The organism is Catellatospora sp. KI3 (assembly GCF_029948125.1).
Taxonomy (GTDB): Bacteria; Actinomycetota; Actinomycetes; order Mycobacteriales; family Micromonosporaceae; genus Catellatospora.
Genome location: NZ_JASAMB010000006.1, coordinates 180,240 through 199,546, shown reverse-complemented (window position 1 = coordinate 199,546; position 19,307 = coordinate 180,240). Strand labels below are relative to the sequence as shown.

General features: G+C 69.7%; 19 protein-coding genes and 4 tRNA genes. 14 read left to right on the top strand and 9 right to left on the bottom strand.

Features of this window, described 5'->3' with window-relative positions; all coding sequences use genetic code 11:
- The first annotated feature begins 474 nt into the window (after window positions 1-474).
- Complete coding sequence (locus QEZ54_RS12775) at window positions 475-2,184, top strand: FG-GAP-like repeat-containing protein (RefSeq protein ID WP_281304769.1); 1,710 nt, start codon at window positions 475-477, stop codon at window positions 2,182-2,184.
- A 73-nt stretch (window positions 2,185-2,257) separates the two neighbouring features.
- Here QEZ54_RS12775 and QEZ54_RS12770 read toward each other — a convergent pair whose 3' ends face one another.
- Window positions 2,258-2,893: a nitroreductase family protein gene (locus QEZ54_RS12770; RefSeq protein WP_281304900.1), complete on the bottom strand. Its 636-nt coding sequence runs from the start codon at window positions 2,891-2,893 to the stop codon at window positions 2,258-2,260.
- A 191-nt stretch (window positions 2,894-3,084) separates the two neighbouring features.
- Here QEZ54_RS12770 and QEZ54_RS12765 point away from each other — a divergent pair.
- Window positions 3,085-3,159: transfer RNA gene (locus tag QEZ54_RS12765), tRNA-Lys, on the top strand.
- Between the two features lie 146 nt (window positions 3,160-3,305).
- Here QEZ54_RS12765 and QEZ54_RS12760 read toward each other — a convergent pair.
- Genes QEZ54_RS12760 through QEZ54_RS12750 form a run of 3 tightly spaced genes read right to left on the bottom strand, consistent with a single transcriptional unit; the run spans window position 3,306 to window position 4,072 of the window.
- Complete coding sequence (locus QEZ54_RS12760) at window positions 3,306-3,683, bottom strand: helix-turn-helix transcriptional regulator (protein WP_281304768.1); 378 nt, start codon at window positions 3,681-3,683, stop codon at window positions 3,306-3,308.
- Window positions 3,676-3,801, bottom strand: coding sequence for a hypothetical protein (locus QEZ54_RS12755; RefSeq protein ID WP_281304767.1), 126 nt, complete (start codon window positions 3,799-3,801; stop codon window positions 3,676-3,678). The genes QEZ54_RS12760 and QEZ54_RS12755 overlap by 8 nt, the downstream gene beginning before the upstream one ends.
- Complete coding sequence (locus tag QEZ54_RS12750; protein ID WP_281304766.1) at window positions 3,782-4,072, bottom strand: hypothetical protein; 291 nt, start codon at window positions 4,070-4,072, stop codon at window positions 3,782-3,784. Before QEZ54_RS12750 ends, QEZ54_RS12755 begins: the two co-directional genes overlap by 20 nt.
- 132 nt (window positions 4,073-4,204) lie before the next feature.
- Here QEZ54_RS12750 and QEZ54_RS12745 point away from each other — a divergent pair, with 132 nt between their 5' ends.
- Window positions 4,205-5,254, top strand: a complete 1,050-nt coding sequence (locus QEZ54_RS12745) for a LacI family DNA-binding transcriptional regulator (RefSeq protein WP_281304765.1) — start codon at window positions 4,205-4,207, stop codon at window positions 5,252-5,254.
- A gap of 166 nt (window positions 5,255-5,420) precedes the next feature.
- On the opposite strand, the gene QEZ54_RS12740 is transcribed toward QEZ54_RS12745, so the two are convergent.
- Window positions 5,421-6,140 (bottom strand): protein phosphatase 2C domain-containing protein, encoded by a 720-nt coding sequence (locus QEZ54_RS12740; RefSeq protein WP_281304764.1) that lies wholly within the window; start codon window positions 6,138-6,140, stop codon window positions 5,421-5,423.
- A 290-nt stretch (window positions 6,141-6,430) separates the two neighbouring features.
- Here QEZ54_RS12740 and QEZ54_RS12735 point away from each other — a divergent pair, with 290 nt between their 5' ends.
- A complete protein-coding gene (locus QEZ54_RS12735; protein ID WP_281304763.1) occupies window positions 6,431-6,628 on the top strand; it encodes a hypothetical protein in 198 nt (65 codons plus the stop codon).
- Window positions 6,629-6,690: 62 nt separating this feature from the next.
- On the opposite strand, the gene QEZ54_RS12730 is transcribed toward QEZ54_RS12735, so the two are convergent.
- The gene (locus tag QEZ54_RS12730; protein WP_281304762.1) at window positions 6,691-7,254 is read right to left on the bottom strand and encodes a hypothetical protein; all 564 of its coding nucleotides are present in this window, start codon (window positions 7,252-7,254) and stop codon (window positions 6,691-6,693) included.
- Window positions 7,255-7,426: 172 nt separating this feature from the next.
- On the opposite strand from QEZ54_RS12730, the gene QEZ54_RS12725 reads away from it, so the two are divergent.
- The 8 genes from QEZ54_RS12725 to QEZ54_RS12690 all read left to right on the top strand — a co-directional run bounded on the left by QEZ54_RS12725 (window position 7,427) and on the right by QEZ54_RS12690 (window position 14,717).
- Complete coding sequence (locus QEZ54_RS12725) at window positions 7,427-8,080, top strand: NAD(P)H-dependent oxidoreductase (RefSeq protein ID WP_281304761.1); 654 nt, start codon at window positions 7,427-7,429, stop codon at window positions 8,078-8,080.
- 288 nt (window positions 8,081-8,368) lie between these two features.
- The gene (locus tag QEZ54_RS12720) at window positions 8,369-11,104 is read left to right on the top strand and encodes a cellulose binding domain-containing protein (RefSeq protein WP_281304760.1); all 2,736 of its coding nucleotides are present in this window, start codon (window positions 8,369-8,371) and stop codon (window positions 11,102-11,104) included.
- A gap of 217 nt (window positions 11,105-11,321) precedes the next feature.
- Window positions 11,322-12,749, top strand: coding sequence for a phytoene desaturase family protein (gene crtI, locus QEZ54_RS12715; protein WP_281304759.1), 1,428 nt, complete (start codon window positions 11,322-11,324; stop codon window positions 12,747-12,749).
- Window positions 12,746-13,288: an isopentenyl-diphosphate Delta-isomerase gene (gene idi / locus QEZ54_RS12710; protein ID WP_281304758.1), complete on the top strand. Its 543-nt coding sequence runs from the start codon at window positions 12,746-12,748 to the stop codon at window positions 13,286-13,288. The genes crtI and idi overlap by 4 nt, the downstream gene beginning before the upstream one ends.
- A 169-nt stretch (window positions 13,289-13,457) precedes the next feature.
- A complete protein-coding gene (locus QEZ54_RS12705) occupies window positions 13,458-14,249 on the top strand; it encodes a polysaccharide deacetylase family protein (RefSeq protein WP_281304757.1) in 792 nt (263 codons plus the stop codon).
- Between the two features lie 156 nt (window positions 14,250-14,405).
- Window positions 14,406-14,478 (top strand) — tRNA-Glu (locus QEZ54_RS12700).
- A gap of 61 nt (window positions 14,479-14,539) precedes the next feature.
- Window positions 14,540-14,613: transfer RNA gene (locus QEZ54_RS12695), tRNA-Asp, on the top strand.
- 27 nt (window positions 14,614-14,640) lie between these two features.
- Window positions 14,641-14,717, top strand: a tRNA-Phe gene (locus QEZ54_RS12690).
- Window positions 14,718-14,914: 197 nt separating this feature from the next.
- Here QEZ54_RS12690 and QEZ54_RS12685 read toward each other — a convergent pair.
- Window positions 14,915-15,307, bottom strand: a complete 393-nt coding sequence (locus tag QEZ54_RS12685) for a hypothetical protein (protein ID WP_281304756.1) — start codon at window positions 15,305-15,307, stop codon at window positions 14,915-14,917.
- Between the two features lie 129 nt (window positions 15,308-15,436).
- Between QEZ54_RS12685 and QEZ54_RS12680 the strand changes: the two genes are divergently transcribed.
- On the top strand, window positions 15,437-16,765 hold the full coding sequence (locus tag QEZ54_RS12680; RefSeq protein ID WP_281304755.1) for an ABC transporter substrate-binding protein: 1,329 nt from the start codon (window positions 15,437-15,439) through the stop codon (window positions 16,763-16,765).
- A gap of 36 nt (window positions 16,766-16,801) precedes the next feature.
- Window positions 16,802-17,038, top strand: a complete 237-nt coding sequence (locus QEZ54_RS12675; protein ID WP_281304754.1) for a hypothetical protein — start codon at window positions 16,802-16,804, stop codon at window positions 17,036-17,038.
- Window positions 17,039-17,237: 199 nt separating this feature from the next.
- Here QEZ54_RS12675 and QEZ54_RS12670 read toward each other — a convergent pair whose 3' ends face one another.
- Both QEZ54_RS12670 and QEZ54_RS12665 read right to left on the bottom strand, forming a co-directional pair.
- A complete protein-coding gene (locus QEZ54_RS12670) occupies window positions 17,238-18,563 on the bottom strand; it encodes a PrsW family intramembrane metalloprotease (protein ID WP_281304753.1) in 1,326 nt (441 codons plus the stop codon).
- Complete coding sequence (locus tag QEZ54_RS12665) at window positions 18,560-19,117, bottom strand: hypothetical protein (RefSeq protein ID WP_281304752.1); 558 nt, start codon at window positions 19,115-19,117, stop codon at window positions 18,560-18,562. The genes QEZ54_RS12670 and QEZ54_RS12665 overlap by 4 nt, the downstream gene beginning before the upstream one ends.
- Between the last annotated feature and the right edge of the window lie 190 nt (window positions 19,118-19,307).

Below are 19,307 nucleotides of genomic sequence, written 5' to 3'. Positions count from 1 at the left end.
CTCTTGCGCGCGCGCACAGTGACCCCCACACCCCTAGGAATCTTGATTGAGTACAGAAAAAACAGGCTCCCCTGGGAAGCCTACGGAGACCCTGTCAGGTGACCGCCCGGTCTGGAATGGCCTCTTCGTTTCCTGGCAATAGCCGACCGGGCTATAACAGGTCGTTAACCGGATGTTCGCAGTGGAAGAGTAAAGGCATCCGGACCGACCACACCAGACATCCACCGGGCATAACCGCAGCCAGCAGCCCCTGCCGCGCGAAGATCCACCACGTATTCACCCTGGTCGGACCCGTTGCCGCGCACCCTGTGTTTCACCGCACACGAGAGGTCCGGTTGGCGACAGAATCCGCCACCGCCACGCAATGTCACCCACCGGTGACCGCTCATACACAGCGATCATCGTCATTGAAGTTTATTTTCTTGACTGGTTTACTGAGGAAACTTTTCGCCACCTCCGAGGACGGAAGTTTCCATGCGCACCCCACTGAGCCGCGTACTGGCCGCCGTGGCGCTCGCCGCCGCCGGTGTCGCCGCCGCGCCGGCAGCACCGGCGACCGCCGAGCCGGAACCCGGCATGAACGTCATCTGGTCGACCGACTTCAGCAACGGCTGGGCCGGCTGGCTGGACACCCCGTGGAACGACCAGCCGCAGGGCGCCGTCGCCCGGCCGACGATCCAGAACTCGCCCGACGGCCAGGGCCGGGCCGCGCGCTTCTACCTGGCCGGCGGGCAGCAGCGCAACGAGTCGCAACCCACCGCGGCCCAGAACATCACCGAGGGCCAGACCTACATCGTCCGGTTCACCGACTACCTGGCCCCCGGCTTCCCGACCGGCACCGGCGACTGGCAGGGGGTCATGCAGTTCAAGAACGCCTCCACCGGCTCGCCGCCCATCGAGATCAAGATCGGGCACGGCAGGTACGCCCTCGACGGCAACAACGGCGCCTGGTCGTACGACATCGGCAACGCCGTCACGGGGGTGCCCATCACCATCACCGTGCGGGTCAAGTTCTCCGTCAACGCGAGCACCGCGGTCATGGACGCCTGGTACAACGGCACGCAGACCGTCTTCGGCCAGCACCCCAAGGGCGCCGGGACGCTGTACTCCGGCCAGACCAGCTACCTCAAGACCGGCCTCTACCGCAGCACCGCGATCAGCCAGGCCGGTGCGCGATACATGAAGAACCTGGTCATCGCCACCCCTGGCAGCACCACGCCGCCGCCGGTCACCGGCGCCGAATACCACGCCGGCTCGGCCACCGACGTCAACGGCGACGGCCGCAGCGACATCGTCACCTTCACCAAGGGCACCCTCGCCGACGTGTACGCCGCGACCTCGACAGGCACCGCCTTCACCGGCACCAGCGTGAAGTGGAACGACTTCTTCGGCCTCGACGGCGAGCAGCAGTCCACCGGCGATGTGAACGGCGACGGCAAGGACGACATCGTCACCTTCGCCAAGGGCACGACCGACGACGTATATGTAGGCCTGTCCACCGGCACCGCGTTCTCCGGCGGCGCGAAGTGGCACGACTCCTTCTCACCCGGCGCCCAGGTGCCCGCGGTCGCCGACGTCAACGGCGACGGCAAGGCCGACCTGGTCAGCTTTAGCCACGACGGCAACGCCGACGTCTGGGTCGCCCTGTCCACCGGCACCTCCTTCGGCCCCGCGGTGAAATGGCACGAGTTCTTCTCGGTGGCCGGCGAGTACCCGGGCCTGGGCGACGTGAACGGCGACGGCCGGGCGGACATCGTCACCTTCACCCAGGGCGCCAACGCCGACGTGTGGGTGGCGCTGTCCACCGGCAGCTCGTTCGGGACCGCCGCGATCTGGCACGACCTGTTCGCGGTCGGGGCCGAGCAGCCGCGCATCGGCGACGTGACCGGCGACGGGAAGGCCGACATCGTCACCTTCACCTGCGACGCCAACGCCGACGTGTACGTCGCCGCCTCCAACGGGAGCGCGTTCCTCGGGACGACGGTGAAGTGGAACGACTTCTTCTGCACGGCGGGGGAGTTCCCGTACCTGGGTGACGTGAACGGCGACGGCCGCGACGACGTCATCGTCTTCACCAAGGGCAGCACCAACGACGTCTACGTGGGCCTGTCCACCGGCACATCGTTCTCCGGCGGCGCGAAGTGGCACGACTTCTTCGGCGTATCCGGCGAGACCACGCTCTGAGCGAGAGCCGGGGAGTGCAGCCTGCACCCCCGGCCCACTGGCGAATGCGAGTACGGAGCGTGCCGACCACGCCTCAGTGCCTGCCCCAGCCACCTCGATGCACGACATCCGCCATGCTGCGGCGACGGTGGGACAGTCGAGGATCCTGGGGTTCCAGGTCGGTTGCCCGATGCCCTACGGCGATCGCGCCAATCGGAGTGAAGTCGTCGGGAATGCCGAACTCGGCCCGGAGCGCGGCCAGATGAACCTGCACCGCACCGTCGACCTCAAGCTCCGACACGGGCGGCATGATCCAGAAGAAGAAGGCGCCAAGACCTTCGTCCACAGCAGTCAGCAGCATCATCAGTGCCGCCATGCCGGTATCGATGTGCCAGTACGGCGCAGGCCATCTCGACTCCGCCCGGTCCTCCCAACGCTTGTCCGGCTCCGCATAACGCTCGAGGTAGGCGGCCTTGTGCGCGAGCGGAATGACCACGAGCGGCGCGTTCCTCAGATCCGGAGTGTGCCGGACCTGGTTGGGGACGAACGGCCAGAATCGATCGAGATCCTCCGGTTCGGTGAGGGCGAGGAAGGCCCAGCCCTGCGCGAATCCAGCAGATGGAGCACGCAGCGCGCTCGCCAGGATCCGGTCGACCGTCTCCGATCCGAGCGGCCGGTCGGCGAACCTTCGCACCATGCGCCGACGCCGGATCACCTCAGAGAACTCTATGAGGCCGAATCCTTGCATAGACGTTGACGACTATGCGGTCTGCCTGCGAGGTGCGAGCGGGCGGCGGTGCGGGTTGATGGGGCTGGCGCCCGGGGCGACTCGCAGCCCACACCACCTCAGAACCTGACGAAGTGAAATGGCGAAGGTTCTCGGTGGGGCCGAAAAGGGTCGTGCGGTAGCCTGATCAGCACGGGCTGCTAGCTCAATGGCAGAGCTGCGGACTTTTAATCCGTAGGTTCAGGGTTCGAGTCCCTGGCGGCCCACCATCACGGCACGTCAAGCCCCTACCGGTCCCGGTAGGGGCTTTCGATCTCCGCACGGCAGCGAGCCCAGCAACGGGCGTCGGCGCCAAGGTGACACGCGCCGCAGGCCCAGCGCGAAGGCAGCCCGGCGCCCCACCCAGCCTGTGCGGTCATCTCTTGATCAACGGGGTCAGGTCCATCTCGACGTCGTGCCCTGCGATCGTGACCACCACACGCGGCCGGTCGCCAGCCGCCGCCAGGTAGCCGGCAAGCGTGGACAGCAGCATGTCAGGGCGGCTCTCGATGCGGCTGATCTCGGACTGCGCCACTCCCATGGCTTTGGCCAACTCGACCTGCGTGAGGTCCGCGGCCTTGCGCACCGCAGCGAGGTTCTCGGCGTAGACGCGGTCGGCTTCGGCCATCTCGGCACGAATCCCGTCCACGCGCTCGGCGGCGCCACGCCTCCCCCGCAGCCGAGCGATCCGGTCCTGCACCGCTTCAGTGCCGACGAAAGTGGTGGAGTCGGCAGGGTCGGGCTGGCTAGTCATCGTCGCCTCCATCAATCAGACTGAGGTACGCCGTGATCACTTGATCGGCACGGCTGCCGACGCTGTTGTAGAAGACGTCGCCCATCTGGGCCTTGTCATTACCGAACAGCACGATCATCGGTGGTGCCTCCGGCGGAAACCAGATGATCAAGCGGATCGCATGCCGTCCCGACGGGGATGCGACAGCCGCCATACGGAAACCTGCCGGACTGACGGACCCGTTTGAGCGTCGGCGTGTCCTCGGTCGGTGCTTCCTTGAGATCCTGCAGGTACTCCAGTTGCGCCGTCACCAGGTCGAGTTGTTCCCGGGCCCGGCCATACCCCGCCTCGGCCCGCCGTTCGAGCTCGCTCAGCCACCTGTCGAACTCGCTCGACCAGCCGATCAGCACTCGTTCAATATAGCACTGACAGCATATTCGCGTCAGTCCCACCGGCCTCGACACCACCACGACACCGCTTGTCGCAAGCTCGAGCGATCGTCGACTATCGCGTCCGGGTCCGTTCCGAGTTAGGGTGCACGAATGACCCACGGGAGCGCTTCCATCGACATTTCTGAGTTGGAGTCGCTGAACGCCACCCCGCCCACGCTGGCTGAAGTCGCTCGGGCGGCCGGGGTCTCCATCGCCACCGCGTCGCGGGTGCTGAACAACTCCAGCCGGGTCAGCGCCGAGGCGTACCAGCGGGTCTGCGACGCGGCGAGCAGCCTTGGCTACCGCCGCCACCGGGCCGCGTGGGGCCAGGCCCAGCGCAAGGTCAACGCGTTCGCCGCAGTCATCCACGCCGGTCACCGGCTGCTGTTCAGCGAGCCGTTCTTCGCCCGCCTCATCGGCGCCGCCGAACTGGAGCTGGCCCAGCACGGCATCCCGCTGCTGGTCACCACGGTCAGCGGCCCGCTGGTCGAGACGGTCGGGCGATACCTCCAGGGCGGCCACGTCTCCGGCATCATGATCGTCTCCGACCACGGCCCGCTACCGCTGGCCGCGACGCTGGCGACGCTCGGCACGCCGGTCACGGTGATCGGCCGGCCGCTGCGCCCCCAGCCGGTGCCGTACGTCGACGCCGACAACCGGGGCGGGGCCCGCGCCGCCGTCGAGTACCTGATCTCGACGGGCCGCCGCTCGATCGCGCACCTGGCCGCCCCGCCCGACACCGGCGTCGGCGCGGACCGGCTGGCCGGCTACCGCGACGCCATGCAGGCCATCGGCGTCTACGACGCACCCGTCGCGTACGGCGACTGGAGCCAGGCCTCGGCCGCGCACGCCATGCAGCGGCTGCTCGACCAGCGCCCGCATCTGGACGCGGTCTTCGCCGCCTCGGACGTGATGGCCGCCGGTGCCGTGCGCTACCTGCGCAAAGCAGGCCGCCGCATCCCGGAGGACGTGGCCGTGGTCGGCTTCGACGACCACGCGCTGGCCGAGCAGATCCGGCCCGCGCTGACGACGGTGCACCAGCCGGTGGAGCAGATCGGCACGGTCGCCGCCCGCTGGCTGCTCGGGGCGGTACGCGGCGAGCAGGTCGACGACGGACCCACCGTGCTGCCCACCGAACTGGTGCTGCGCGACTCGGCCTAGCCGGCAGGGGCACCGCCGCGATGCCCGACCCGAGCGTCGCGTCACGCGACGCGCGTCAAGATCAGGAAACACTTTCGGGGAAAGTGCTGGAATCTTGGCGTCCATTCCAGCACTCTCCCCGAAAGTGCATGATCAACCCGCCGAAGGGCGGGCGGGGTGGTGCGGTCTAGGCGGTCACCACGTCCGCGACGACCACGGTCACGTTGTCCGGGGCGCCGCCGGCCAGGGCGAGCGAGACCAAGCGGTCGGCGCACGGGCGTACGTCGATCACGCGGGACATCACGTCGGCGATCGCCTCGTCGTCGACGACGTCGGACAGGCCGTCGCTGCACAGCATGACCCGGTCGCCGGGCCGCAGCTGGAGCGTGAGGATGACCGGCGTGAACTCCCGGCCCTGCACGGCCTGCGTGATGATCGACCGGTGCGGGTGCACCCGGGCCTCGGCGGGCGTGAGCAGCCCGCGCTCGATCATCGCCTGGACCAGCGTGTCGTCGACCGTGAGCTGGCTGAGCTCGCCCTCGTGCAGCAGGTACGCCCGGGAGTCGCCGACGTGCAGCAGGGTGGCGCGGCCGTCGTCGAAGACGAGCACCGTCAGCGTCGTACCCATGCCCTCGCTGGCGGGGTCGGCGTCGGTGACCTCCCGGATGCGCTGGTTGGCGCTCGCCAGGCGGGCCAGCAGGGGGTCGGCCGGGTCACCGTCGGCGGGCTCGGCGTCCAGCGGCGCGAGCTCGTTGATGACGATGTGGCTGGCCACCTCGCCGGAGGGGGAGCCGCCGATGCCGTCCGCGACGGCGATCAGTCGACGGCCCGCGTACGCCGAGTCCTCGTTGTTCTCCCGAACCAGACCCGGGTCGGTGACGGTCACGGCGCGCAGGATCAAGCTCATGGTGTCTAGCCTGCCTATCGCGAACGACTTTGTCTTTAGCGGATGTACGTATCTTGCCTCGCGCGGTTCGCGACACGCCCGGCGGCCTCGACCATGTGCTCTTGGCGGCATGTGGCGATTCCGTGCGCAATCACGTGACTTAGGTCACAAGGCAGCCGAAGTCCCTCCACACCGGAGCCCTCCGATCGATCATCCCGGCGGCGCGCCTCTCCCCGGCGGCGCGGGGTGGGCGTGGCTAAGCTACCGATATACCCGATAAGGGTGTTTCGACGTCGAGGCCAGGGGGACCAGTGCAGCTCACGTTCATCCGCAAGACGGCGCTGTCCGGCGACACCAACTGCCCGTCGCTCTACCGCACCGACCGGGGCACCTTCGTCGTCCAGGGCTGGCGGGTGACGGACCCGGAGGCGCTGTCGCAGCTGGACGTCCCGGCGCACGAGACGGTGGTGGAGGTCCCCGCCGACGTGCTGGCCGAACTGGTCCGGTGACAGAACGGCCCGGGTGCGCACCGCGAGGGCGGGCGTACCCGGGCCGGATCCGAGAGCGGGGATCAGTCGTCGATCTCCACGTCCACATCGATGTCGATGTCGTCGTGGCTGCGACGGGACTTGCGGCGCCGGCGCGACATGGACGGCATCGCCATGACGAAGCCGTACTCGCGGCGGCGGCGGTAGTAGTGGCGGCGGCGCGGGCCGAACATGGCGTACACGATCGAGGTGGCCACGCCGAAGATGACGTAGACGCCGAGGACGAAGATGCCGCCCGCGTCGGCGATGCCCAGGAACGCGCCGTCGCCCCGGATCGGCAGCACGATCAGGGCGAGCAGCACCCAGGTGATCATGCCGTAGACCAGGCCGACACCGATCGCGGGAATGATCTGCCCGCGGATGAACTTGCCCAGGAACGCGCCGAACAGGCCGCCGCCCGCACCGGCCACGACGAGGGTCATCACCCATGCGGTCGACGCATCGGTCTCGCCCACGAGCTGGGCGTACGGCTTGATGTGGCCCAGGATCTGCAGCACCAGGGCCAGGAACAGCCCGCCGGCGACGCCGCCGACCACACCGGCACCGGTGCGGCTGACCAGGTTCACCTGAGGGGTGTATTCACTCATGATCGAGCTCCGGAGGGGTTGAAGGGTATAGCCGGCGCGTCTCACCGCGCCGCCGTCATAGTGCCCTACTCCGTCACTGCGGCCCAGTCCCCGCCCCAAACCTGACAATCTCGGGCGGCCGCGTTCGCCCGATCCGCCGACGCCGGGCCGTCCCGGGTGGTTGAGTGGCGGCATGGACCACTCGTCGCCCGACCGCCCGGTGCGGCTGCTCGTGTTCGGCGGGTCGCTGCGGCGCGAGTCGCTGAACCGCAAGCTGGCCGCGTACGCCGCGGCGGAGGCGGGCCGCCTCGGCGCCCAGGTCCACCTGGCCGACATGCGCGACTGGCCGCTGCCCACCTACGACGGCGACGAGGAGGCCGCGGTGGGCCTGCCGGACCCGGTGGGCGCCTTCGGCGCCGCGCTGACCGGGGCGGACGCGCTGGTGATCGCGGCACCTGAGTACAACGCCTCGCTGCCCGGCGGCCTGAAGAACCTGATCGACTGGGCCTCGCGGCTGCGGCCGCAGCCGTTCGCCGCCCGGCACGTGCTGCTGATGTCGGCCTCACCGTCCATGGTGGGTGGCAACCGCGGCCTGTGGGCGCTGCGCGTGCCGCTGGAGCACCTGGGCGCCCGGGTGTACCCGGAGATGTTCTCCCTGGCCCAGGCGCATCAGGCGATGGACGAGCGGGGCGCTGTCGGCGACGCGGAGCTGGCCCGCCGGTTCACCACCACGATGACCGACTTCCTGACCCTGGTGGAGTCGGCTGTCCACTACCCCTGCGCCAAGCAGCGCTGGATCGAGTTCCTGGGCGAGCGCCCGGACCCCGCACTGGACCGCATCGAGTAGCGCGCGTCGATCCCTGATCTTCCGTCAGAGCCCTCTCACCGGATCAGAACAGCTGGTCAACGTAGCCGATAATTCGTTGATACCCCCAACTATTGACACGGCTCGGCGCCCCGTGTGAACCTCTCCACGGGGCCGGTGCCGTGTGCGCCGAGGGCAGTCCCGCAGCAGCACGAACTCCGTCGCCGACCGACGGGTGAGTGCGGCGGTCGACACTGCCCGGGCCCGCTTCACGCTCTCCCCGTACACGGCGGCGACGTCCCTTCTCGCGTCCCTGAGAGGAATGCCGCAATGCCAACGCGTGCTCGAAGAACCCGCACCCTCGCCGGTGCGGTAGCCGCCACCCTCGCCGCCGGCGCACTGGCCGTGGTGACCCAGCTGGCCGGTGGCACACCGGCGCTGGCCGCCGCGTCTGAGCCGTACACCTGGAAGAACGTCCGGATCGACGGCGGCGGGTTCGTCCCCGGCATCATCTTCAACCCCACCGAGCAGAACCTGATCTACGCCCGGACCGACATCGGCGGCGCCTACCGCTGGAACCAGTCGGCCGGCAGCTGGACCCCGCTGCTGGACTGGGCGGGCTGGGACAACTGGAACTACAACGGCGTGCTGAGCCTGGCCACCGACCCGGTGCAGACCAACAAGGTGTACGCCGCGGTCGGCATGTACCTGAACAGCTGGGACCCGAACAACGGCGCCATCCTGCGCTCCTCGGACAAGGGCGCCACCTGGGCGGCGACCACGCTGCCGTTCAAGGTCGGCGGCAACATGCCCGGCCGGGGCATGGGCGAGCGCCTCGCGATCGACCCGAACAAGAACAGCACCCTCTACTTCGGCACCGAGGCCGGCAACGGCCTGTGGCGCAGCACCGACTCGGGCGTGACCTGGGCCAAGGTCACCAACTTCCCGAACGTCGGCAACTACGTGCAGGACGCCGCCGACACCAACCAGTACCTGACGTACAACCAGGGCGTGGTCTGGGTCGCGTTCGACAAGTCCACCGGCACCGCGGGCAACACCACCCAGGCCATCTACGTGGGCGTGGCCGACCTGCAGAACACGGTCTACCGCAGCCTCAACGGCGGCACCAGCTGGGAGCGGGTGGCCGGACAGCCGACCGGCTTCCTGGCCCACCAGGGTGAGATCGCGGGCGGGTACCTCTACATCACCACCAGCGACAAGGGCGGCCCGTACGACGGCGGCCACGGCGACGTGTGGAAGATGCAGCTGTCGACCGGCACCTGGACCCAGATCAGCCCGGTCCCGTCGACCGACACCAACAACAACTGGTTCGGCTACTCCGGCCTGTCCGTGGACAAGCAGAACCCGAGCACGCTGATGGTCACCGGCTACAGCTCCTGGTACCCGGACACCTTCATCTGGCGCAGCACCGACGGCGGCGCGACGTGGAAGCAGTTCTACGACTACGCCTGGCCGAACCGCACCAACAAGTACACCCTGAACATCAGCGGAGTGCCGTGGCTGGACTTCAACGAGCAGAAGTCGGCCCCGGAGCAGTCGCCGAAGCTGGGCTGGATGACCGAGGCGCTGGAGATCGACCCGTTCAACTCGAACCGGATGATGTTCGGCACCGGCGCGACGATCTACGGGACCACCAACCTGACCGCGCTGGACACCGGCGGCACGGTCGCCCTGGCCCCGGTGATCAAGGGCCTGGAGGAGACCGCCGTACTCGACCTGATCAGCCCGCCGACCGGCTCGGCCCCGCTGATCTCGGGCGTCGGTGACATCGGCGGCTTCCGGCACACCGACCTGACCGTGGTCCCGGACATGTTCGACATGCCGTACTTCGGCAGCACCAACAGCCTCGACTACGCCGAGTCGAACCCGAGCTACGTGGTCCGGGTCGGCAAGGGCGCGCGCACCGCCAACGGTCAGACCAACATCGGCGTGTCCAGCGACGGCGGCGCGAACTGGTGGTCGGGCAGCTCGCCCAGCGGCGCCCAGGGCGGCACCGTCGCGCTGAACGCCAACGGCACCCGCGTGGTGTGGAGCACCGAGGCCAACGGCGTCTTCTACGCCACCAGCTTCGGCGGCTCGTTCACCCAGGCCAGCGGCGCGCCGGCCACCGCCAAGGTGGAGTCGGACCGGGTCAACGCGAACAAGTTCTACGCCGCGTACAACGGCACCGTCTACGTCAGCACCAACGGCGGGCAGAGCTTCACCGCGGCCGCCTCGGGCCTGGGCGTCATCGCCGGGTTCAAGGCGATCCCGGGCGTGGAGGGCGAGCTGTGGCTGGCCAGCGACACCGGCCTCTACCGCTCGACCAACTCGGGCACCAGCTTCACCAAGTTCGCCGCCTCGGCCAGCGCGGTCGGCGTCGGCTTCGGCAAGGCGGCGCCGGGCCGCAGCAACATGGCGGTCTACACCATGGCCACCATCGACGGCGTACGCGGCGTGTACCGCTCCAACGACGCGGGCGCGAGCTGGGTCCGCATCAACGACGCGCAGCACCAGTGGGGCAACGCCGGCGACTCGATCACCGGCGACCCGCGCACGTACGGCCGCGTCTACCTGGGCACCAACGGCCGCGGCATCCTGTACGGCGACACCTCGGTGATCCCGTCGGCCTCGCCCAGCGCCTCGACCTCGGCGTCCCCGTCGGCTTCGGCGTCGCCGTCGGTGTCTCCGTCGCCCTCGCGCAGCGCCTCGCCGTCGCCGTCGGTCTCGCCGAGCGCGTCGCCGTCGCCGCAGGGTGGGAAGGCGTGCAGCGCCACGTACAAGATCCTCAACTCGTGGCCCGGCGGCTTCCAGGGCGAGATCGTGGTGACCAGCACCGGCACGGTGGCGACCACCGGCTGGCGGGTCAACTTCAACTACACCGCCGGACAGGTCATCAGCCAGCTCTGGGGCGGCATCAAGACCCAGACCGGCGCGGCCGTCCAGATCACCAACGAGTCCTGGAACGGCGGCCTCGCCCCCGGCTCCACCGCCAACCCCGGCTTCAACGCCAACTACACCACCGCCAACCCCGTCCCCTCCCCGATCACCTGCACCGCCCTCTGACGCCCGCCCCGGACCGCCCCCACCCCACCCAGGGGTGGGGGCGGTCCCCGCGTTTTGGGGCAGTTTCGGGGAAAGTGCGGGAATCTTGGCCCGGGTTCGTGCAACTTCCCCGAAACTGCACCCACCCCGATGTCCGATTTGTCAGATATCGGCTAGGTGGCGGGTAGAGAGTGGCTGAATGGCGTGTCGGACTGGCCGAACGTGCCACCATGAACCGGTGCGAACCGTACTAGGGCCGACAAATCATGTCGTCGTGGTGGGGGCCGGCCTGGGCGGGCTCGCCTGCGCGCTGCACCTGGCAGGGGCAGGGCGCGAGGTCACCGTGTTGGAGCGGAGCGGGCACCCCGGCGGGCAGGTCGGGGTGCTCGAACTCGACGGACACCGCTTCGACACCGGGCCCACGATGATCACATCGCCGGAGCTGCTGGCCGAACCGCTGCACGCGGTCGGCGAGCACCTCTACGACTGGATCGAGCTGATCCGCCTCGACCCGGCCTACCGGGCGCACTTCCCCGACGGGACGAGGCTGGACGTGCACGCCGACCCCGACCGGATGGTGGCCGCGATCGCCCGCCTCTGCGGCGGCAAGGAGGCCGCGGGCTACCTGCGGTTCCTGCGCTGGGCGCGGCGGCTGCAGTCGTTCGAGCGGCGTGATCCGGCCGGGCACTGGCGCACGCTGGCGAGCGAGGGCGCGCGGCGGCGGCTCACCGACTTCTTCGCCGATCCGCGTACGCAGCGCCTGTTCGCCTTCCGGAACCTGCTGACGGGGCGGGACCCGCGGGTCGCGTCGTACCTCGACACGGTGACGGAGGTCTGGTACCCGAGGGGCGGCATGAACGCCGTGCCCAGGGCGCTGGCCGCGGCGGCGGAGAAGCACGGGGTGAGCTTCCGGTTCCATACGGAGGTGACGCGGGTGGAGACGCGAGGGGACCGGGCGGTGGCGGTGCACACCGCGGACGGGGAGCGGCTGACCGCTGACGCCGTGGTGCTGAATCCCGACCTGCCCGCGGCGTACGGGCTGCTGCCGGGCGGGGCGCCGGCGCGGGTGCGGCGGCTGCGGCCGGCGCCCTCGTGCGTGGTGCTGCACCTGGGCACCCGGGACGACCGGGGCGGCTACCAGCGGATCGCGCACCACAATCTGCACTTCGGGCGGTCCTGGCAGCGGACGTTCGACGAGGTGGTCAACCGGGGCGAGCTGATGAGCGACCCGACGGTGCTGGTCACCAACCCGAGCCGGACCGATCCGGGGGCGGCCCCGGCGGGGCGGCAGACGTACCAGGTGACCGTGCCGGTGCCGAACCTGAAGACGGCGCCGGTGCGCTGGGACGGCCCGGTAGGCCGCCGGTACGCCGGCGAGCTGCTGGCCACCCTGGAGGCCCGCGGCTACCTGGATCTGGGCGCCGACCTGGCCTTGTCCTATGTGGTCACGCCCGACGACTGGGCCCGACAGGGTATGACATTCGGCACACCGTTCGCGAGTGCGCACACCTTGCGGCAGAGCGGACCCCTGCGGCCGGGTAACCTGCATCCGACCCTGACAAATGTGGTGTTCACGGGGTCCGGCACGCGCCCCGGCGTCGGAGTACCGATGGTCCTGATCTCGGGTAGGGCGGCCGCGCGTCGGGTGATCGGAGCGCGCTCATGAGGTCACGGGAAGAAGACCTGGTCGAACTGGTCGATGCCGACGGCACGGCCTGCGGCAAGGCCACTGTCAGTCAGGCGCACAGCGCCCCGGGCACCAGGCACCGCGCCTTCTCGGTGCATCTGATGGACGCCTCCGGGCGGCTGCTGCTGCAGCAGCGCGCCTCGGTGAAGACCCGGTTCGCGCTGCGCTGGGCCAACGCCACCTGCGGCCACCCGGCCCCCGGCGAGCCGGTCGTCACGGCCGCCGCGCGCCGCCTGGCCGAGGAGGTCGGCGTGCGCTCCGTCGAACTCACCGAGATCGGGGTGTACGGCTACCGCGCCGTCGACCCGGACACCGGCCGGGTCGAGGACGAGTACGACCACGTCCTGCTCGGCATCCTCGGCGCCGACGCCGAACCGCCCCGGCCCGACCCGGCCGAGGTCGCCGCGCTGCGCTGGATCTCCCCGGCCGACCTGCGCGCCTGGCTCGGCCGCAGCCCGGACGACTTCGCCCCCTGGCTGGCCGGCGTGACCGAGGTGGCGCTGGGGGACAACGCCTAGCCCCGTCCCCGGCGATCCGCCGAGACTTCATCGGCCGTCCCCTGGCAGAGCCTGCGCCGCTGTGTCACGCTGGGCTCCCCTCCGCTGGTGAGCAGTCGCCGGTGGTCGCCGTCGCGGCGGACCGCCGGGGCTTCCCGCCCGCGACACCACTCCACCCCCGGGAGCGGCCATGGCGCAACGGCGCAGCCACGGCCTGGTCACTGCGGTGATCAGCCTCAGCCTCACCCTCGCCCTGTCCGCGTGCACCGGCGACCGCGACGACGACGCCGCGGCCCGCAGCGCGTCACCGACCGCGGCCGCACCCTCGCCGAGCCCTTCGGCGAGTCCGTCGGCGTCGCCGACGGTCAAGCGGTCGCCGATCCCCGAGAAGATGAACCTGCAGCGGACCACCGGCATCGGCGGCGTCGCGCTGACCTTCGACGACGGCCCGTCCGCGTGGACGCCGAAGGTCCTGGACGCGCTCAAGGCGCGCGGGGTCAAGGCCACCTTCTGCGTGATCGGTTCGCAGGCCGCCGCCCACCCGGACCTGATCCGCCGGATCGTGGCCGAGGGGCACACCCTGTGCAACCACAGCTGGAACCACGAGTTCAAGCTCGGCACCTGGTCGACCGCGAAGGTCCGGGCGAACCTGCAGCGGACCAACGACGCCATCCACGCCGCCGTCCCGGGCGTACCGATCAAGTACTTCCGGCACCCGGGCGGAAACTGGACCATCACCGCGACCCGGGTCGCCCGCAGCATGGGCATGAGCCCGCTGCACTGGGCGGTCGACCCGCAGGACTGGCGGCGGCCGGGCGCCGGCACCATCGCCAACCGGGTGATCCGGGGGACCCGCTCCAGCTCGGTCGTGCTCATGCACGACGGGGGCGGCGACCGGGGGCAGACCCTCGCCGCGCTGCCCCGGATCATCACCACGCTGCGCGCGAAGTACCGGCTCGTACGCCTGCCAGACGCCCTCTGAACGCCCCGCCACGGCGGACCCGACCCCCGATTTGGCGGAACGGCCGCTGGTCACATATGCTTTCCGAGCCTCCGGCGGGGCCGGATGGGAGCAACAAACCGTCAGAGCATAAGTAGCTGCGGGTTCACCGCAATACTGTGCAATGATGGTGCGGCCGCCCTCATCGTCTAGCGGCCCAGGACGCCGCCCTTTCAAGGCGGTAGCACGGGTTCGAATCCCGTTGGGGGCACGACCGGGAGACCTGGTAAGGTCTCTCCCGGAAGCAAGACAGCAAGGCGCAAGACAAGCAAGGTCCTGTGGAGCAGTCGGAGTGCTCGCCGCCCTGTCAAGGCGGAGGTCGCGGGTTCAAGTCCCGTCAGGACCGCTTTTGCTAGACCACCTCGGTGGGTTCGGCCAGGTAGCTCAGTTGGTACGAGCGTCCGACTGAAAATCGGAAGGTCGGCGGTTCGACCCCGCCCCTGGCCACCAAAGCTCTTCGCCGGGCTTTGCAGCCCCGAACTGCGCCTGAGTCATCTCAGGAAGCGGGTTCGGGGCTTTTTCGTATGCCGGGTCAGGTCGGCGCGTGAGTGCAGTTTCGGGGAAAGCGCAGGAATCTTGGCCTGCATTCGAGCACCTTCCCCGAACCTGTCGCAATCTCGGAAGCGTGACGCGGGCGTCGGCGACCTTCAGGGAAGTTCGCGGCGGCGCAGGGTCGCCACCGTCGAGCCGGCCAGGGTGAGCAGGCATTCCGGCAGCCTGCCGTCGGCGAGTGCCGCTCCGACCAGGGCTTCTCCGGTCGGCTCATCCTCGTTGACGTACGCGCTGACGAATCTGGCCACCCAGCGGGCGTCGTAGTGCGCCTCGTCTATCTCGGGGTAGTCGAGCGTCCACGGGCCTTTCCGCAGGCCGTCGCCGGCCAGCTCGCCGGCCAGGCACCAGGCGACGTTGTACGCCCCGGACGCCCCTTCCCGCTTCACTACCGCGTCGAAGGTTCCTGCCACCGCCCTCCCGTCGCCTGCCAGTGCCTGGTCAAGGATGAGAGCGGCGTCTTCGAACGCGTAGTCAGGATCGACGGTCACGCTGGGAGCCTATCGGGCGGCGGCAACCGTACCGGAGCACTCGCCACCCAACGGACGTAACCGCCCCCTCCCCCAATCCCGGGAACAACGCTAAGGTGCCCGTTGGACCATGGCCATGGAGGCACCCTCATGCGTATCTCGCGCGCTGTCGCAGCCGCCGCCTGCGTATCGCTGCTCACCCTCGCCGCGTGCTCGAACAAGGCGGACGACCCGCGTGCCGCCGAGTACCTCGGTGCGTATCTCTACGGCACCGACGGCAACATGAGCAACGAGTTCGGCGACATCTTCGCCGACCACCCGGGCGTGCTCGCGGGCATGAAGGGGACGCTGCCGCTGACGCCGCTGGACGCTGTGTTCGTGGGCAAGCTGAAGGCGATCGACCCGACCCTGAAGGACTTCACCTACGCGGGGGAGACCTATGACGCGGTCATCATCAGCGCGCTCGCCGCGCAGCAGGCCGGGTCGACCAAGGCCACGGACATCGCCAAGTACATCAACGGTGTGACGACCGACGGCGCCGTGTGCAAGACGGTCGCGCAGTGCCTGCAGGCCGCCCGCAAGGGTGACAACATCGCCTACCGGGGCGTCACGGTGAAGTACGGCTTCACCGACGCGGGCGAGCCGTCGACCACCACGTACGCCACGCTGCACTTCGACACCACCAACCAGGTCGACAGCGGCAAGACCGAGTACCTGGGCACCGGCAACGAGAGCGACGTGACCTCGAAGGACCTGCCGAGGGGTGCCGCGAACGCCAAGTCGTCGACGCCGCTGACCATCGGCGGCCTGCTGCCGAGGACCGGCGCCCTGTCCTTCATCACCAAGCCGATGGACGCGGGCGCGGCGCTGGCCATCGCGGAGATCAACGCGGCGGGCGGCGTGCTCGGCAAGGACGTCAAGTGGATCGACGGCAACGACGGCACCGACCCGAAGGTCGCCAGGCAGACGATCGCCTCGCACCACGCGAACGGGGTGCAGATCCTGATCGGCACCGGCGCCTCCGGCGTGGCCCTGGCCTCGCTGCCCGACGCGGTGAAGAACAACATGATCATGTTCTCGCCGTCGAACACCTCGGCGTCGCTGACCACGGCCGACGACCAGGGGCTGTACTTCCGTACCGCGCCCTCGGACATCCTGCAGGCCCGCGCCATCGCCGACGTGATGCTGCGCGACGGTGACCGCAAGATCGCCATCATCGCGCACGCGGCGAACTACGGCACCAAGCTGACCGAGGACGTCAAGAAGGAACTGGTCAAGGCCGGGCTCAGCGAGACCGACATCCACGCGTACACGTACCAGATCAACGACGACGGCACCGTCAAGGACAAGGCCGAGCTGGCGACCATCGCCAAGGAGGTCGCGCCGCTCAAGGCCGACGGCGTGCTGATCATCGGGTACGCCGAATCCGCCGAAGCGATCAAGGCCCTGGTCGATGCGGGTGCGACCATCCGGCACTAACGTGTTGACCGCACCGGATCCCGAGAAGGAGCACTCATGAGCGAGACCGTAGAGACCCGCGGCGACGACCGCCGGGACCTGATCGTCGGCGACACCAACCAGGACGGCAAGGCCGACGTGTGGGTGTCGGACACCGACGGCGACGGCAAGGCCGACCTGTTCCAGTTCGACACCGACCTGGACGGCAAGGTGGACATCACCCTGGTCGACCTCGACCAGGACGGCACCCCCGAGACGACTGTGGACGGCGACGGCGGCCACGCCCCGGCCTGACCCTCCCCGCCGCCCCGAGCGGCCCCGCTTTAAATCGACGTTTGCCTATCTAGAAGACGATTCTCCGAAATCCGTCTTCTAGATAGGCCAGCGTTTATGTAAGGCGGGGCGGGGGTGCAGCTCAGGCCAGCGTTTATGTGAGGCGGGGGCGGGGTGCAGCTCGGGTCGGCGTTCACGCAAGGCGGGGCGGCCGTGCGGCTCAGGCGGCGTGCATGGAGCGGATGGCCTGCCAGATGAGCAGGACCAGCAGGACGGCCCCGAGCGCGCCGAGCACCACGATCCGCGGCACCGCCGGGCGGCACGGCGACACGATCGCCTCTGGATGGCCCAGGGCCACCAGCCGCTGCCGCTGCGCCAGCACCTCGTCCCGGCAGTAGATCAGCAGCGCGTCGGCGGGGTCGAGGTGGCTGACCCGGCTGAGTTCGACGGCCAGCCGGGCCTGGGCGGTCTGCAGCCCCCGTACCGCGCGCTCACCCGCCCGGCCGCAGCGTGCCTTGCCGTACCGGCGCGCGTCGGCCCGCAGGTGCCCGTGGCCCATGATCTGCAGCTCGCCCGGGGTGGCGATGGCCGGATCGTGCAGCGCGGCCAGGTGCGCCACGTAGAAGTGGGCCTCGCGGTGCCGGGCCACCCAGACCAGCGCCAGCACCATGACCAGGGCGGGCAGGCCCTTGCCGAGCATGCCGAGCAGCACCCCGGCCGCGCCGGAGCCGATGCCGTCGGCGAACAGGGGCGAGTTCCAGATGAAGTGGGTGAGCCAGGCCAGGCCGAGGCCGACCGCGAGGCCGCCCGCGCGCCACCAGACCGGCTTGTCGGTGCGGACGAGGAACCAGGCGATGCCCGCGCCCGCCAGTGCCGTGAACAGGGTGTGGCTCCACAGCCCGGCCAGGAAGCCGCGCAGGAAGAAGGTGGCCACGACCGGCCCGACGCCGTCGCCGCGGCCGCTGACGGAGACCGCGTTGACGGCGTACACGATGTCCTCGACGACCTGGAAGCCCAGCCCGACCAGCGCGCCGTAGACCATCCCGTCCAGCACGCTGTTGATCTGTTTTCGGGCCACCAGCACGATCATGACCACGCCGAGCGCCTTGAGCAGCTCCTCGATGGTCGGCCCGGCGATGGCCGGGCCCCAGGTGGCGGCGAAGGCCGGGGAGATCAGTTTCGCGAGCAGGTCGTGCACGGCCTGGTTGCCCGGGATGGCGGCGGTGGTGGCGACGGCGCCGCCCCAGGCGAACGCGGTGGCCATGAGCAGCGGCGGCTCGCGTTCGAGGAAGTCCATCGACGCGATGAAGAGCCAGAACGGGATGGCGTACACGGCGAAGAGGATGATCGCGCTGGTGGTGGCCACCGGATACTTGGCCAGGTCGGCGCGCAGGATGCCGCCCAGCCGCGCCAGCCCGGCCAGCAGGATGAGTCCGAGCAGCCAGAACGCGGGCAGCTGGAGCGACTTGAGCGCCCGCGCCGGGCGTGGCGTCGGGCGTACGGAGAACCGCCAGCGCCTGCCCCCGGTCTGCCCCACCGCGGTCACCGGCCACCGCCGTAGGCGATGGAGTCGATGCTGGCGTCGATGCCGGAGATGACCTGGCCGAGTTCGAACTCCGCGCCGCTGACGGTCACCTCGATGGAGACGCCGCCGGTGAGGAACACGGCGTACCTGCCGCACCGGCCGGGCGCGGTGTAGCCCCCGGCGAGCCCGTCGATGCCGCTGGCGGTGCGCACCCCGTCCTCGTCGCCGGTCACCTGGTACCCCTGGGTCGCTTTGATCTTCGTCCGGAGGCGCCCGGCGGCGTCCTCGATGCCCCCGTCGAACGGGGTGACCACGATGGCGTAGCGGACCGCCCCGAGCAGGAACAGCACGGCGGCCCGGTCGGCACCTGGCCTGGTCTTGCTCGCGTCGATCCGGGCGCTGGGCGGCGGCTGGACGCTGACACCCGCCCCTACCTCGTAGCGCTGCTGCCCGGTCAGCGAGCGGTCGTTCGGGACGGCCCGGTTGAGCGCGGGCAGGCCGAAGACGACCACCAGCAGGGCAGCCAGCACCGCGGTGCCGCCGGCCAGGTTCCGCAGCAGTCGGTGCGCCACCATGAGCCGACGTTAACCGGGCATAGGACTTGAATGCCGCTATATCGAGCAATCTTTCCCGGCCTCGGCTCTGCATTTCCCGGCATCGGCTCTGCGGCCTTAATCGTTGCCATCCTCCGTCTGTGCTCCGAATGGCAACGAGCGGCCGACAACCGCCGATGCCTCGGCATTTTGACTGCCCGGGTGGGGGCAC